The organism is Paracoccus sp. SSJ, assembly GCF_030234105.1.
In the GTDB taxonomy this organism is placed as follows: Bacteria; Pseudomonadota; Alphaproteobacteria; order Rhodobacterales; family Rhodobacteraceae; genus Paracoccus; species Paracoccus denitrificans.
Genome location: NZ_JASSPE010000001.1, coordinates 270,585 through 284,321, shown reverse-complemented (window position 1 = coordinate 284,321; position 13,737 = coordinate 270,585). Strand labels below are relative to the sequence as shown.

Annotated in this window: 14 protein-coding genes; 8 read left to right on the top strand and 6 right to left on the bottom strand. The window is 67.4% G+C overall.

Annotated features, from left to right (window positions below):
• Position 1 precedes the first annotated feature (1 nt).
• The 5 genes from QPR87_RS01335 to QPR87_RS01315 are packed head-to-tail and all read right to left on the bottom strand — an operon-like array spanning position 2 to position 4,615.
• A complete protein-coding gene (locus QPR87_RS01335) occupies positions 2–1,045 on the bottom strand; it encodes a branched-chain amino acid ABC transporter permease (protein ID WP_285047890.1) in 1,044 nt (347 codons plus the stop codon).
• 12 nt (positions 1,046–1,057) lie between these two features.
• On the bottom strand, positions 1,058–1,921 hold the full coding sequence (locus tag QPR87_RS01330) for a branched-chain amino acid ABC transporter permease (RefSeq protein ID WP_285047889.1): 864 nt from the start codon (positions 1,919–1,921) through the stop codon (positions 1,058–1,060).
• Positions 1,921–2,634 (bottom strand): ABC transporter ATP-binding protein, encoded by a 714-nt coding sequence (locus QPR87_RS01325; RefSeq protein ID WP_285047888.1) that lies wholly within the window; start codon positions 2,632–2,634, stop codon positions 1,921–1,923. The genes QPR87_RS01330 and QPR87_RS01325 overlap by 1 nt, the downstream gene beginning before the upstream one ends.
• Complete coding sequence (locus QPR87_RS01320; RefSeq protein WP_350310432.1) at positions 2,631–3,350, bottom strand: ABC transporter ATP-binding protein; 720 nt, start codon at positions 3,348–3,350, stop codon at positions 2,631–2,633. Before QPR87_RS01320 ends, QPR87_RS01325 begins: the two co-directional genes overlap by 4 nt.
• The gene (locus tag QPR87_RS01315) at positions 3,350–4,615 is read right to left on the bottom strand and encodes an ABC transporter substrate-binding protein (protein ID WP_285047885.1); all 1,266 of its coding nucleotides are present in this window, start codon (positions 4,613–4,615) and stop codon (positions 3,350–3,352) included. Before QPR87_RS01315 ends, QPR87_RS01320 begins: the two co-directional genes overlap by 1 nt.
• A 338-nt stretch (positions 4,616–4,953) precedes the next feature.
• Between QPR87_RS01315 and QPR87_RS01310 the strand changes: the two genes are divergently transcribed.
• Together QPR87_RS01310 and QPR87_RS01305 are read left to right on the top strand one after the other, a co-directional pair.
• Positions 4,954–5,652: a GntR family transcriptional regulator gene (locus tag QPR87_RS01310; RefSeq protein ID WP_011751087.1), complete on the top strand. Its 699-nt coding sequence runs from the start codon at positions 4,954–4,956 to the stop codon at positions 5,650–5,652.
• A gap of 102 nt (positions 5,653–5,754) precedes the next feature.
• A complete protein-coding gene (locus tag QPR87_RS01305; RefSeq protein WP_011751086.1) occupies positions 5,755–6,717 on the top strand; it encodes a dihydrodipicolinate synthase family protein in 963 nt (320 codons plus the stop codon).
• Positions 6,718–6,768: 51 nt separating this feature from the next.
• Here the strand turns inward: QPR87_RS01305 and QPR87_RS01300 are convergent, their stop codons facing one another.
• Positions 6,769–7,800, bottom strand: a complete 1,032-nt coding sequence (locus tag QPR87_RS01300) for an Ldh family oxidoreductase (protein ID WP_285047880.1) — start codon at positions 7,798–7,800, stop codon at positions 6,769–6,771.
• Positions 7,801–7,933: 133 nt separating this feature from the next.
• On the opposite strand from QPR87_RS01300, the gene QPR87_RS01295 reads away from it, so the two are divergent.
• The 6 genes from QPR87_RS01295 (at position 7,934) to QPR87_RS01270 (ending at position 13,732) form a co-directional block, all read left to right on the top strand.
• A complete protein-coding gene (locus QPR87_RS01295; RefSeq protein WP_285047878.1) occupies positions 7,934–9,448 on the top strand; it encodes an aldehyde dehydrogenase (NADP(+)) in 1,515 nt (504 codons plus the stop codon).
• A gap of 150 nt (positions 9,449–9,598) precedes the next feature.
• The gene (locus QPR87_RS01290; protein WP_285047876.1) at positions 9,599–10,405 is read left to right on the top strand and encodes an ABC transporter substrate-binding protein; all 807 of its coding nucleotides are present in this window, start codon (positions 9,599–9,601) and stop codon (positions 10,403–10,405) included.
• Between the two features lie 62 nt (positions 10,406–10,467).
• Positions 10,468–11,133, top strand: coding sequence for an amino acid ABC transporter permease (locus tag QPR87_RS01285; RefSeq protein ID WP_041530723.1), 666 nt, complete (start codon positions 10,468–10,470; stop codon positions 11,131–11,133).
• A 10-nt stretch (positions 11,134–11,143) separates the two neighbouring features.
• Positions 11,144–11,797 (top strand): amino acid ABC transporter permease, encoded by a 654-nt coding sequence (locus QPR87_RS01280; RefSeq protein WP_285047872.1) that lies wholly within the window; start codon positions 11,144–11,146, stop codon positions 11,795–11,797.
• Positions 11,790–12,515 carry an amino acid ABC transporter ATP-binding protein gene (locus QPR87_RS01275; protein ID WP_011751080.1) on the top strand — a complete coding sequence of 242 codons (726 nt, stop codon included), beginning with the start codon at positions 11,790–11,792 and terminating at the stop codon, positions 12,513–12,515. The genes QPR87_RS01280 and QPR87_RS01275 overlap by 8 nt, the downstream gene beginning before the upstream one ends.
• Positions 12,512–13,732: an NAD(P)/FAD-dependent oxidoreductase gene (locus QPR87_RS01270; RefSeq protein ID WP_285047865.1), complete on the top strand. Its 1,221-nt coding sequence runs from the start codon at positions 12,512–12,514 to the stop codon at positions 13,730–13,732. Before QPR87_RS01275 ends, QPR87_RS01270 begins: the two co-directional genes overlap by 4 nt.
• Positions 13,733–13,737: the final 5 nt, after the last annotated feature.

The following is a 13,737-nucleotide window of genomic DNA, read 5'->3' as shown; positions in this document are numbered from 1 at the left end:
GTCAGGACCGGATGGCCGGTGCGGGGGCGGGTGCGGGGGCGCGGTGTCCCAGCGGCAGAAGCTCCAGCCCGGTGCGCCCGGACAGGCTGCCCCAGATGCCGCGCCGCGCGAACAGCATCACCGCGATGCCGAACAGGCCCAGCACGATCAGATAGGCGCTGCCGTAATCCGACAGCAGCCGCTCCAGCGCATAGAACACCACTACGCCGACGATGGGGCCGGGCAGGGTGCCGATGCCGCCGATCACCACGACGAACAGCACGAAGGCCGTCCAGTCCAGCAGCGAGAAGGCCGCGTCCGGGGTGATGCGGGTGATCTGGATGAACAGCAGCCCGCCGCAGATGCCGGTGCCGAAGGCGGTCAGCAGGAAGACCAGCGCCTTGAGCCGCACGGGATCGACGCCCACCGCGCGCGCGGCCACGGCATTGTCGCGGATCGCCTGCAAGCCCAGTCCCATGCGCGAGCGCAAAAAGGCCCAGGAGACGCCCAGTGTCGCCAGAACCAGCCCCAGCGCCAGCCAATACAGCACGATGTCGCTGGCCGCCGCGCTGGAGACGCCGAGCCAGTCCTTGACCGGCCCGACGCCCAGCATGTCGCGGGTCGTGCCCTTGGGCAGCGAGGTGCCGGTGCCGCCGCCAAGCGCCTTCCACTGGCCAAGGCCCAGCCGGGCGATCTCGGCCGCGACCCAGGTGCCGATGGCGAAATAGGCGCCGTTCAGGCGAAAGACGAAGCAGGCCACCGGCACGGCCAGCGCCATGGCGACCAGCCCGCCCAGGAGCACGCCGGCCAGCGGGTCCAGCCCGAACAGGATGACGGCGGCGAACATGGTATAGGCGCCGATGCCGACAAAGGCCTGCTGCCCGACCGAGACGAGCCCGGCAAAGCCCGCCAGCATGTTCCAGTTCAGCGCCAGCACCAGCAGGCAAAGGATGCCGAACAGGTCCTGCACCACGGCGCGCGGGCCGATCAGCGGCACCATGGCAAGGGCTGCCGCGCAAAGGACGGCAAGCGCCAGCGGGCGGTATGGGGGAAAAGCGTTCTTCATCATCGCGCCCTTTCAGTCGACGGCTCGGGGGAACAGCCCGCGCGGGCGGATCATCAGGATCAGCACGAAGGCGATATGCCCGACCAGGATCTGCCATTCCGGGTTGATCGCCGCACCCATGGTCTGGGCAAGGCCGATCACCATGCCTCCGGCCAGCGTGCCCCAGAGGCTGCCCAGCCCGCCGATGATCACCGCCTCGAAGGCATAGAGCAACCGGGCCGGCCCGATCGAGGGGTCGAAATTCGCCCGCGTGCCAAGGTAGAGCGCCGCGATGGTGGCGACGACCAGCGCGATGCCGGTGGCCATGGCGAAGATGCGCTGCGGCCGGATGCCCATGAGTTGCGCGGTCACCGCATCGTCCGAGGTGGCGCGAAAGGCGCGTCCCAGCGCGGTGCGGTAGAACAGCAGGTTCAGGCCAAGGATGACGGCGACCGCCGTGGCCAGGGTCATCACCGGCATGACGCCCATCTGCACCGTCCCGACCGTGATCGACGCGGCCTCGACTGGTCCCGCCGCCAGCTTGCGGCTGTCGGCGGTGAAGGCGGCAAGCAGCCCGTTCTGGATCACCACCGAAAGCCCGAAGGTGACCAGAAGCGGCGGCAGGATGTCCTCGCCCAGCACGCGGTTCAGCAGCCGCGTCTGCAAGAGCCATCCCAGCGCGAACATCGGCGGCATGGCAACCAGCGCGGCGACGAAGGGGTTCATGCCCGTCGCGCTGCCGATGCCGAGGATCAGATAGGCGCCCAGCACGATCAGATCGCCATGCGCCAGGTTCACCAGCCGCATGATGCCGAAGACGAGGCTGAGCCCGGCGGCGAAAAGCGCGTATAGCCCGCCCAGCAGCAGGCCCTGCACGATTGTATCCAGCGAAAACATCAGTGGGTCGCTCCGAAATAGGCGTCGTGGATCGCGCCGCGCGACAGCTCGGCCGGGCGGCCGGACAGGGTGATGCGGCCCTCCATCATGCAGTGGACGTGGTCGGCCACCTTCAGCGCCTGGCCCACGTCCTGCTCGATCACCAGGATCGAGGCGCCGCTGGCACGGATCTGGGGAAAGGCGGCATAGATCTCGCGGATCACCACCGGGGCAAGGCCCAGGCTCAGTTCGTCGCACAGCAGCACGCGCGGATTGGACATCAGCGCCCGGCCGATGGCGACCATCTGTTGCTGGCCGCCCGACAATGCCGTGCCGGGATGGTGGCGCCGCTCATGCAGGGCGGGGAACAGGCGATAGACGGTTTCCAGGTTCCAATGCCCGATGGTCCGCCGCGCATGGGCGCCGATCAGCAGGTTCTCCTCGACGCTGAGAGAGGGGAACAGCCGCCGCCCCTCGGGCACCATGGCGATGCCGGCCATCAGGATGTCGGGCGCGGCAGAGCCGGTGATGTCGCGCCCGTCCAGCCGGACGCGGCCGGCGCTGATGCTGGCGATGCCAGTGATCGCCCGCATCAGGGTGGTCTTGCCCGCGCCGTTGGCGCCGATGATGGCGACGACCTCGCCCGGCGCCAGAGCCACGTCGACGCCGAACAGCGCCTGGAAATCGCCGTAATGCGCGGTCAGGCCGGAAACCGACAGGATGGGTTCGCTCATATCTCGGCCCCCAGGTAGATCTCGCACACCTCGGCCGAGTTCATCACCGTCCCGACGTCGCCGACCATCAGCAGCCGGCCGAAATTCAGCACGATCAGCCGGCCCACCACGCTGTTGAGCGCGTGCAGCACATGTTCGATCCAGACGATGGCTGTGCCTTCGGCATGGATGGCGCGGATGGTGGCGACCAGTTCGACGCATTCGGCATCGGTCAGCCCGCCGGCGATCTCGTCGAGCAGCAGCACCCGCGGCCGCGTCGCCATGGCGCGCGCCAGCTCCAGCCGCTTGCGGCTGAGCAGCGGCAAGCCGCCGGCAGGACTGTCGGCCACGCCGCCCAGCCCGGTGCGGCGCAGGATGTCCATGCAGAACCCCGGCGCCTCGGCCGCCGACAAGCCGCCGCCGAAGCGCGCCGCGACCAGCAGGTTCTCATAGACCGACAGGTGGCCGAAGGGCTGCGGGATCTGGAACGAGCGGCCGATGCCGGCCGCACAACGCGCCATGACGGAAGTGCTGCTGATGTCGCGCCCGTCCAGTAGGATCTGCCCGGCGTCCGGCCGCAGGTTGCCGGTGATCAGGTTGAACAGCGTCGATTTCCCGGCGCCGTTCGGGCCGATGATGCCAAGCGCCTCGCCCGGCTGCAGATCGAAGCTGACATCGTCGGCGACCTTCAGCGCGCCGAAGCTTTTCGACACGGATTGCAGCGAAAGCAGGGCCATCACGCCAGCGTCCGGATCGTGTCGCCCAGCGGGATCTCGGGCGCCAGCGCGTTTTCGACGATCACAAGGTCGAAGCCGCCGTCCTGCTTGCGGCGCCACTGCCCGCCGACCAGCGGGGTCTTGGCGACGTTCTTGCGGGCGAATTCGGGCACGTTTTCCTGGCCCCAGGCGACGCGGCCGACCACGGTTTGCAGGTCGGTGGCGGCGATGGCCTTGGCCAGCGCATCGGCATCGGTGGGGTCGTCCGTGCGGCGGATGGCATCGACGGCGACCTCGAACAGCGCATGGACGAAGCCGGCGGGCTGGGTCCATTGCCGTTTCGCGGCCGCCTCGAAATCGCCGGCCAGCTCGCCCGCGCTCTGCCCGGTCAGGGACGAGCGGAACGGGTGCTGCGGGGACCACCAGACCTCGGCGGTCAGGTTGTCGCCCAGTTCGCCAAGCGCGGCGACGCTTTCGGGGAACAGCAGCGCCTTGGCGACCGAGACCAGCCTGGGCCGGTAGCCCTGTTGCCGGGCCTGGGTCCAGAAGGTGGTGAAGTCCGGCGGGATCGGGATGCCGACCAGGATCTCGGCCTGCGCCTGCTTGAAGGCGCTGATCTGGGCACTGAAATCGTCGGTCAGGTTCTGGTAGCGGCCCGGATCGGTCAGCTTGTAGCCGGTCTCGGCCAGCGCCGGCGGCATGCCTACGTCCGAGGCCCAGGCATTGCCGTCGCCGTCGTTGGGCCAAAGCGCGCCGACCGATTTGTTGGTCTGCACGGCCTCCCACATGTTCATGAAGACCCGGACGTTGTCCTCGAGCCCCCAGAAGAAGTGATAGACATAGTCGAATTCCTGCCAGCTGTTCGGGTCCGCGGGGTTGCCCTGCTGGCCGATGAACCAGGGCTGCCAGGGCGCCACGGTCGAGATCACCGGGATTTCCTCGGATTCCGCCACGCTGCACACCGGGTTGGTGGTCTCGGGGGTCGAGGCGACCAGCAGCAGGTTCACCTCGTCGCGGCTGATCAGCTCGCGCGCCACCTCGGCGGCGCGGTTGGGGTTGGACTGGCTGTCCTTGACGATCACTTCGGCCTTGATGCCAAGCCCCGGCGCGGCGGCCAGGAATTGCCGGACCATGAAAGCGTCCGCAGCCGAGAAGGCCGAGAGCGGCCCGGTCTGCGGGCTGACATAGCCGATCCTGATCGCCTTGCCCTGCGCCAGCGCCGGCCGCGCCAGCCCCAGCCCCGCCAGTGCCGCGCCCGAGGCGATGAACGTCCGTCTGTTGAGCATTGCCAAACCTCCCATGATCCGCCGCATCCCGTCGCGGTGGCACGGCCCTCCTCCGGCCGGTGCCTGCGGCAGGCGCGCCCTGTTGCCGGGCGGCCTTTCGTGATGCCGGCCAGTCTATCGTGGGGCGTTCGGTCATATCATCGCATGGTCGTGCCAAAATATGTCGTTTGGTTATATCTTTGCTGGGTCTCGATGGAGCGGCCGGCACAGTCGGCGCCGGCTTGCATCGGATCAGGGATCGACAGGTGGCTGGCCCAAGGCAGGAGGATTGAATGGCCAGCAAACTCTAAGTATTCAAATTGTCGACGTCATCCGACAGCATTTCAGGAGTTGCGCCCATGGCCGAGACAGAGACCTTCCCCGAGCGCAGGCGCGGATCGGGCGTCAAGCTGGTCTATGACCTGCTACGCGACGAAATCCTGGACCTGGTGCTGCCGCCGGGCAGCCCCATCGACGAGGTGCAACTGGCCGAACGCTTCGGCATGTCCCGGACGCCGATCCGGGAGGCCCTGGTGCGCCTGGCGGGCGAGGGGCTGGTCGAGACGCTGCCGAACCGCTCGACCATGGTTGCCAATATCGACTTTCTCAACATGCATACGTTCTTCGACGCCCTGACGCTGATGTATCGCGTGACCACCAGGCTGGCGGCGAGCTATCACCAGCCCGCCGATCTGGAGATCATCCGCGAGCATCAGGCCAGGTTCACCGCCGCGGTCGAGGCGCAGGATGCTTTGGCGATGATCGCCTCCAATCGCGACCTGCATGCGGCCATCGCCGAGGCCGGCCGCAATCCCTATTACCTCAGCCTGTTCCTGCGCCTTCTGGACGAAGGGCGCCGCCTTTTGCGGCTGTATTACCAGTCGTTCAACGACCGCCTGCCGCGTGAATATGTCGATGAACACGAAGCGATGATCGCGGCGATCGAGGCGCGGGATGTCGAGCTGTGCGACCGGCTGGCAAAGGCGCATGCGGACCAGATCGTCCGCCAGATCCAGCAGTTCCTGGCCCGCGACCAGCGGCAGTCCTTGCCGCTGTAGGGGTCACGTCGATTCTTTGTCGACAAATAAAATGCAAGGACTAAGATGGCGGCTGAGAGAATCAGCCATCCCGCCCCTGCGCGACAGAAGGAGCCATCATCGATGAACACCCAGATCTTCACCGGCGTCATTCCCGCCCTGATGACACCCTGCACCGCCGACCGCCGGCCCGATTACGACGCCCTGGTGCGCAAGGGGCAGGAACTGATCGCGGCGGGAATGTCGGCGGTGGTCTATTGCGGCTCGATGGGCGACTGGCCGCTTCTGACCGATGCGCAGCGGATGGAAGGGGTGGAACGGCTGGTCAAGGCCGGGCTGCCGGTGATCGTGGGGACGGGGGCGGTGAACTCGGCCCTGGCCGCAGCCCATGCCGCCCATGCGCAGAAGATCGGCGCGGCGGGGCTGATGGTCATTCCCCGTGTGCTGTCGCGCGGCGCCTCGGCCACGGCGCAGCGCCATCATTTCAAGGCGATCCTGGCGGCCGCGCCCGACCTGCCGGCGGTGATCTACAACAGCCCCTATTACGGGTTCGAGACCAAGGCGGACCTGTTCTTCGCGCTGCGGGCCGAGCATCCGAACCTTGTCGGCTTCAAGGAATTCGGCGGCGCCAGGGCGATGAGCTATGCCGCCGAGCATATCACCAGCGCCGATGAAAGCGTGATCCTGATGGCCGGGGTCGATACCGGCGTCTATCACGGCTATGTCAAATGCGGCGCCACCGGCACCATCACCGGCATCGGCAACGTCCTCCCCCGCGAGATCCTGCATTTCGTCGCGCTGTCGAAGGCGGCAGCCGCCGGTGACGCGGACGCGCGGCAGCGCGCGCAGGAACTGGGCGAGGCGCTGGAGGTGCTGTCCTCCTGGGACGAGGGGACGGACCTGGTGCTGTATTACAAGCACATGATGGTCCTGCTGGGCGAGGCGGAATACAGCCTGCACTTCAATGAAACCGACGAACTGACCCCCAGCCAGCGGGCCTGGGCCGAAAAGCAGTTTTACCAGTTCAAGACCTGGTATGCGGAATGGAGCAAGCAGCCGGGCGCAGTGCAGAAATACGCGGCCTGACGATCGCGGTCCAGGGCCCTTCCGGTGTCGGAAGGGCCTTTTCCTTTCGCCTCATGCGATCGCGTCGAGGCCCAGTTCGAGCAGGCGATCAAGCTGAGCAACCTCTGCCCCGGTCAGGGCGATCCCCTCTGCCAGCGCCTTTTGCCGCGCGGCGAACCGGCGTTGCGAGGGCAGGCGGGCACCCTGGTCCCGGATCGCCCCGAACAGCAGTTCGGCCCGCGCGAAAGGATCGCCTTTGCGGCCGGCCGCGAATTTCTCGGGCGACAGGGCCAGGATCAGCTCTCCGTGAAAGGGGGCAAGCGTCGTGGTGCCCAGAAAATCCAGAACCTCGGGGCTGGTCAGGTCGCCGATCATGACGCCCGCGAGCAGCTCGATCATCGTGCCGATGGCCGATCCCTTGTGCCCGCCAAAGGACAGCATGGCACCTGCCAGTGCCGCCTCGGGATCGGTGGTGGGCTGGCCCGATGCGTCCATCGCCCAGCCCTCGGGCAAGGGCTTGCCGGCGCGCCGGTGCAGTTCGATCTCGCCCCGGGCCGCGACCGAGGTCGCGAAATCGAAGACATAGGGCTCGCGCCCCTGCCGTGGCCAGCCGAAGGCGAAGGGATTGGTGCCCAGCAGGGGCCGCGTGCCGCCGGCCGGCGCCACCGTCGCATAGCTGGGGCACATCACCATCGCGGCAAGGCCGTGATCCGCGACCGCCTCGACCTCGGGCCACAGGGCGGCGAAATGGGTGCAGTCGTTGATCACCAGCGCCGCCAGTCCCAATTGCTTCGCGCGATCCGCCAGGACGGGCAGGCCAAGTTCAAAGGCGGGGTTGGAAAAGCCGCCCTGCGCATTGACCCGCACGACGGCCCCGTCGCTGCCGGGATCGAGTTCCGGTTCGGCCGTGCCCTTGACCTTGCCGGCCTTCAGCGTGCGCAGGACCCCTTCGATCCGATAGATGCCGTGCGACTTGCAGCCGTCCCGCTCTCCGGCCGCGATCACGCGCGAAAGCGAGGCGGCCTGGACCGCGTTCATCCCGGCCTGCCGAAAGATCCTTTCGATGCGCTGTCGCAAGGCTTCGAAGGTCAGTGTCTGTTCCATGATTTCCTCTCTGGCGCGGTGGTTCATCCGTGATTGACTTCTTGCATACATGAAATATACAAAAGCTCAAAGGCGGTTGAGGCCCATTTCGGGACCGGGCCTCTGCCGGTGATCTTGAAAGGAAGGATCGGCGATGACCTTTACCCCCCACGGCAAGCACCTGATCGGTGGCGAGTGGATCGCCAGCGAGCAGCGATTCACCAGCGAGCCGGCGCATGGCCCCTCGCACGCGTTTTCGGTCGGCACGGTCGCGCTGGTGAACCGGGCCTGCGAGGCGGCCGAGGCGGCGTTCTGGTCCTTCGGCCATGCTCCGCGCGAGGAACGGGCAGCGCTGCTTGAGGCCATCGCCGACGAGATCGAAGCCCGCGCCGAGGCGATCACCGCGATCGGCACCCAGGAAACCGGCCTGCCCGAGGCGCGGCTGCAGGGCGAGCGCGGCCGCACCGTGGGCCAGCTTCGGCTCTTTGCCGCGCATATCCGCAAAGGCGACCATCTCGACCGCCGCCACGACCCGGCGCTGCCGGACCGCCAGCCTTTGCCGCGCCCCGATCTCCGCATGGTGCAGCGGCCCATCGGGCCGGTGGCGGTGTTCGGCGCCTCGAACTTCCCGCTGGCCTTTTCCACGGCGGGCGGCGACACAGCCGCCGCGCTGGCCGCAGGTTGTCCCGTTGTGGTCAAGGGGCACAGCGCCCATCCCGGCACCGGCGAGATCGTCGCCGAGGCGATCCATGCCGCCATCGCGAAGACCGGCACGCATCCGGGGGTCTTCAGCCTGGTGCAGGGTGGCGACCGCAAGGTGGGCGAGGCGCTGGTCCAGCATCCGCTGGTCAAGGCGGTGGGCTTTACCGGCAGCTTGGCCGGGGGCCGGGCGCTCTTCGACCTCTGCGCCGCGCGCCCCGAGCCGATCCCGTTCTTCGGCGAGCTGGGCTCGGTCAACCCGATGTTTCTTCTGCCCGAGGCCATGCGCGCCCGGGCCGAGTCGCTGGGGCAGGGCTGGGCCGGGTCGCTGAGCATGGGGGCCGGGCAGTTCTGCACCAATCCGGGCATCGCGGTGGTCCTGGACGGCGCGGATGCCGACCGCTTCGCCGAAGCCGCCAGGGCGGCCTTGGCGCAGGTCGGCCCGCAGGTGATGCTGACCGAGGGCATCGCCCGCGCCTATCGCGACGGTAAGGCGCGTTTCGAGGCGCGCAATGCGGTGAAGCCGCTGCTGGCCACCGAAAGCGACGGCCGAACGGCGAGCCCGAACCTCTACGAGACCACGGCCGCGGCCTGGCTGCAGGACCAGGCGCTTGGCGAGGAGGTGTTCGGCCCGCTGGGCCTGGTCGTGCGGGTGCGCGGCATGGAGGAGATGCTGCACCTGGCGCGCGGCTTCGAGGGGCAGCTGACCGCGACCATCCACATGGAGGATGCCGACCTGGCGGCTGCGCGCGAGCTTTTGCCAGTGCTGGAGCGCAAGGCGGGCCGGGTGCTGGTGAACGGCTTTCCGACGGGGGTCGAGGTCTGCGACGCGATGGTCCACGGCGGCCCCTATCCCGCCAGCACCAATTTCGGCGCCACCTCGGTCGGAACCATGGCCATCCGAAGGTTCCTCAGACCCGTATGCTACCAAGGCTTCCCAGAGGCATTGCTGCCCGAGGATCTGCGCTGAGCATCAGGGAAGCCCGCTGTCCGGCGGGCTTCGTCCACTTTTTGTATATTAGTTGTATTTTTAATTTGCGTTGCGGGGGAAACCTGCGGATAGTGGCAGCCATGGAATCGGCCGGGAAAAGGCCGACAGGGAACTGACAGGAGAAGGTTCATGAAACCCACGTTCGCGATCAGCCTGCTGGCCGCCGCTGCGGCGTTTGCCGCGCCATCCCATGCCGACAAGCTGGATGACATCATCGCCTCGGGCACCCTGCGCTGCGCGGTCGTCCTGGATTTCCCGCCCATGGGGATGCGCGACGAAAGCAACACCCCGGTCGGCTTCGACGTCGATTATTGCAACGACCTGGCCGCCGCGCTTGGCGTGAAGGCCGAGATCGTCGAAACGCCCTTTCCCGAGCGGATTCCGGCACTGATGTCGGGCCGGGTCGATGTCGGCGTCGCCTCGACCTCGGACACGCTGGAACGCGCCAAGACGGTCGGCATGTCCATCCCCTATTTCGCCTTCGAGATGGCGGTGACGGCCAACGACAAGTCGGGCATCGCCAGCTTCGAGGACATGAAGGGCAAGACGGTCGGCGCGACCGCCGGCACCTTCGAGGCCATCGCGCTTGAAAAACAGGTCAAGGAATGGGGCGAGGGCACCTTCCGCCCCTACCAGACCCAGGCGGACGTGTTCCTGGCGCTGAGCCAGGGCCAGCTTGACGCCACCGTCTCGACCTCGACCGTGGCGCAGTCGAACGTCAAGACCGGCAATTTCCCCGGCATCTCGGTGGTGGGCAAGGCGCCCTTCGACATCGACTATGTGGCCCTGTTCACCAATCGCGAGGAATACGGCCTCATCAACTACCTGAACCTGTTCGTGAACCAGCAGGTCCGCACCGGCCGCTATGCCGAACTTTACGAGAAATGGGTCGGAGGCGACCTGCCCTCCCTGACCGTCGACGGCGTCTATCGCTGATATCGCCGGGGCGGCGCGGTCGTCGCGCCGCCCCGATGCTTCCTGGCAGCTGCGAGACGGCCATGTTCAACTATACCTTCCAATGGAAGCAGGCGATGGCGCGGCTTCCGCAGATGCTGGATGGCGCCGTCGTCACCATGCAGGTGGCGATCCTGTCGATGGTGCTGGGCATCCTGCTGGCGATCATCCTGACCATGTTCCGCCTGTCGGGCATCCGCATCCTGTCCGCCGTCGCGAAGACCTGGGTCGAGATCGCGCGCAACACCCCGGCGCTGTTCCAGATCTACATGGCGCATTTCGGGCTGGGCAGCTTCGGCCTGCATCTGAGCCCGTTCCTGTCGATCCTGATCGGCATCACCTTCAACAATGCCGGCTACCTGACCGAGAATTTCCGCGGCGCGCTGAAGGCCATCCCCGACACGCAGACCCGCGCTGCCCGGTCGTTGGGCATGGGGGCGGCGGGGGCGTTCCGTCATGTCGTGCTGCCGCAGATGCTGCGCATCTCGTTCCTGCCGATGACGAACCAGATGGTCTGGGCGATCCTGATGACCTCGCTGGGCGTTACCGTGGGGATGAATACCGACCTTTACGGCGTCACCCAGGACCTGAATGCGCTGACCTTCCGCACGTTCGAGCTGTTCGCCCTGGCCGCGGTGATCTTCTACGCCATCACCAAGATCGTCACCCTTGGCGCGCGGCTGATCGCCGCCCGGCTGTTCCGGTATTGAGGGCCGTCCGATGTTCGATACCGCACTGACGACCGCCGATTTCGTCTTTCTGGCCAAGGGCGCCGGCATGACCATCGTGGTCACGATCATCTCGGTGATCGCCGGCACCGTCCTGGGCATCGTCTTCGGCGTCATCCGCTATCAACTGGGCGCGATCTGGGCCGCGCCGCTGATCTTCGTCCTGGACATCTTCCGGTCCATCCCGCTGCTGATCCAGCTTGTGCTGGCCAATGCCTTCATGGGCACGATCCTGCGGCTGAACATGTCGGGCTTTACCGTCGCCTGCATCGTGCTGTCGATGTATACCGCCGCCTATTGCGCCGAGATCGTGAGGGGCGGGATCGAGGCGGTGCCGGCGACGACGCGGCGCGCGGCGCGCTCGCTTGGCATGACCTGGGGCCAGGACATGCGCGAGATCGTCCTGCCCCTGGCCACGCGGGTCGCGCTGCCGTCCTGGATCGGGCTGGCGCTTGGCGTGATGAAGGACTCGGCGCTGGTCTATGTCGTCCAGGTGACCGAGCTTCTGCGCTCGACCCAGATCCTGATCACGCGGCTTCAGGAACCGCTGCTGCTCTTGATGATCTGCGGCGCCTTCTATTTCGTCATCTCGTTCCCGCTGGCCCGGTTCGGCGGCTATCTGGAAAAACGGTGGTCCAATGATTGAGATCGAACATGTCCGCAAATCCTTCGGCCAGCTGGAGGTTCTGAAGGGCATCGACCTGACGGTCAGCAAGGGCGAGGTGGTCACGATCATCGGCGGCTCGGGGTCGGGCAAGTCGACGCTCCTGACCTGCATCAACGGGCTGGAGCCGATCGATTCCGGCCGCATCCTGATCGACGGGACCGAGGTTCACGCGAAATCCACCGACCTCAACAAGCTGCGCCGCAAGGTCGGGATCGTGTTCCAGCAGTGGAACGCCTTTCCGCACCTGACCGTGCTGGAAAACGTCACCCTGGCGCCCCGCAAGGTGCTGGGGATGGCAAGGGCCGAGGCCGAGGAGATCGCCGTCCGGCAACTGACCCATGTGGGGCTGGGCGACAAGCTCAAGACCTATCCGGGCCGGCTGTCGGGCGGCCAGCAGCAGCGCATGGCGATCGCCCGCGCGCTGGCCATGTCGCCCGAATACATGCTGTTCGACGAGGTGACCTCGGCGCTTGACCCGCAACTGGTGGGCGAGGTCCTGGACACGCTGAAGATGCTGGCCCAAGAGGGCATGACGATGATCCTGGTCACGCATGAGATGGCCTTTGCGCGCGACGTGTCGGACCGGGTGGCCTTCTTCCACCAGGGCGTCATGGCCGAGATCGGGCCGCCGCAGCAGATCTTCGGCGACCCGCAGCATCCCGAGACGCGCAAGTTCCTGTCGAGCACCCGGCAATGACCGGCAAGGTCGTCGTCATCGGTGCGGGCGTCGTCGGCCTGTCCGTCGCGCTGGCGGCGCAGGCGCGGGGCTTCGCGGTGCAGGTGGTCGACCGCGAGGGACCGGCCGCGGGCGCCTCGGCCGGCAATGCCGGTGCCTTCGCCTTTACCGACATCCTGCCGCTGGCCTCGCCCCGGATCATGCGGCAGGCGCCGAAATGGCTGCTGGACCCGCTGGGCCCGCTGACCGTGCCGCCTTCCTACGCGCTGCGGATCGCGCCTTGGATGCTTCGCTTCTGGCGGGCCTGCTCGCCCGCGCGGGTGCGCGCCTCGACCGCCGCGCAGACGGCGCTGATGGACCTGTCCAAGGCCGAGCTGGAGCCCTTTCTTGCCGCGACCGGAACCCTGCCGATGCTGCGCAAGGAGGGAAACCTCCAGGTCTATGAATCGCAGGCCGAGTTCGACGCCTCGCTGCCCGGCTGGCGCGCGCGAGAGGAACATGGCATCGCGTTCCGGCACATGGCGGCGGATGAGATGGCGGGCGTCCAGCCCGGCCTCGCGCCGCGCTTCACCCATGGCACCTTCACGCCCGGCTGGTATTCCATCGCCGATCCGCGCGACTACACGCTGGCGCTGGCTGACCGTTTCCGCGCGAGGGGCGGCGAAATCGTCATCGCCGAGGCGACCGGGCTGGCCGATGACGGGGTGCTGACCGCCTCGGGCAAGCTGACCGGGCGGGTGGTGCTGGCGGCGGGGGCGTTCTCGCATCTGCTGGCCCGGACGCTGGGGGTCCGCATCCCGCTGGAGACCGAGCGCGGCTACAACACCACGCTGCCGGCGGATGCCTTCGACCTGCGCTGCCAGGTCACCTTCGGGGGGCACGGCTTCGTCATCACGAAACTGTCCTCGGGCATCCGCGTCGGCGGCGCGGTCGAGCTGGGCGGGTTGAAGCTGCCCCCGAACTACAGGCGGTCCGAGGCGATGCTGAAAAAGGCCAAGGCGTTCCTGCCGGGGCTCAGGACAACGGGCGGGCAGCAATGGATGGGCTTTCGCCCGTCATTGCCCGACAGCCTGCCCGCCATCGGCCCCTTGCCCGGCCATCCGAACGTCGTCTGCGCCTTCGGGCACGGCCATCTGGGCCTGACGCAATCGGCGGGCACGGCGCGGATCGTGACCGGCCTGCTGGCCGGCGAGGATCCCGGCATCGATCTGGCACCGTTCTCTCCCGCGCGTTTCTGAGGCGA

Bases quoted from the DNA above. Each gene is read 5' to 3' on its own strand.
- QPR87_RS01335 (WP_285047890.1), bottom strand. From the start codon at position 1,045: ATGAAGAACGCTTTTCCCCCATACCGCCCGCTGGCGCTTGCCGTCCTT.
- QPR87_RS01330 (WP_285047889.1), bottom strand. From the start codon at position 1,921: ATGTTTTCGCTGGATACAATCGTGCAGGGCCTGCTGCTGGGCGGGCTA.
- QPR87_RS01325 (WP_285047888.1), bottom strand. From the start codon at position 2,634: ATGAGCGAACCCATCCTGTCGGTTTCCGGCCTGACCGCGCATTACGGC.
- QPR87_RS01320 (WP_350310432.1), bottom strand. From the start codon at position 3,350: ATGGCCCTGCTTTCGCTGCAATCCGTGTCGAAAAGCTTCGGCGCGCTG.
- QPR87_RS01315 (WP_285047885.1), bottom strand. From the start codon at position 4,615: ATGCTCAACAGACGGACGTTCATCGCCTCGGGCGCGGCACTGGCGGGG.
- QPR87_RS01310 (WP_011751087.1), top strand. From the start codon at position 4,954: ATGGCCGAGACAGAGACCTTCCCCGAGCGCAGGCGCGGATCGGGCGTC.
- QPR87_RS01305 (WP_011751086.1), top strand. From the start codon at position 5,755: ATGAACACCCAGATCTTCACCGGCGTCATTCCCGCCCTGATGACACCC.
- QPR87_RS01300 (WP_285047880.1), bottom strand. From the start codon at position 7,800: ATGGAACAGACACTGACCTTCGAAGCCTTGCGACAGCGCATCGAAAGG.
- QPR87_RS01295 (WP_285047878.1), top strand. From the start codon at position 7,934: ATGACCTTTACCCCCCACGGCAAGCACCTGATCGGTGGCGAGTGGATC.
- QPR87_RS01290 (WP_285047876.1), top strand. From the start codon at position 9,599: ATGAAACCCACGTTCGCGATCAGCCTGCTGGCCGCCGCTGCGGCGTTT.
- QPR87_RS01285 (WP_041530723.1), top strand. From the start codon at position 10,468: ATGTTCAACTATACCTTCCAATGGAAGCAGGCGATGGCGCGGCTTCCG.
- QPR87_RS01280 (WP_285047872.1), top strand. From the start codon at position 11,144: ATGTTCGATACCGCACTGACGACCGCCGATTTCGTCTTTCTGGCCAAG.
- QPR87_RS01275 (WP_011751080.1), top strand. From the start codon at position 11,790: ATGATTGAGATCGAACATGTCCGCAAATCCTTCGGCCAGCTGGAGGTT.
- QPR87_RS01270 (WP_285047865.1), top strand. From the start codon at position 12,512: ATGACCGGCAAGGTCGTCGTCATCGGTGCGGGCGTCGTCGGCCTGTCC.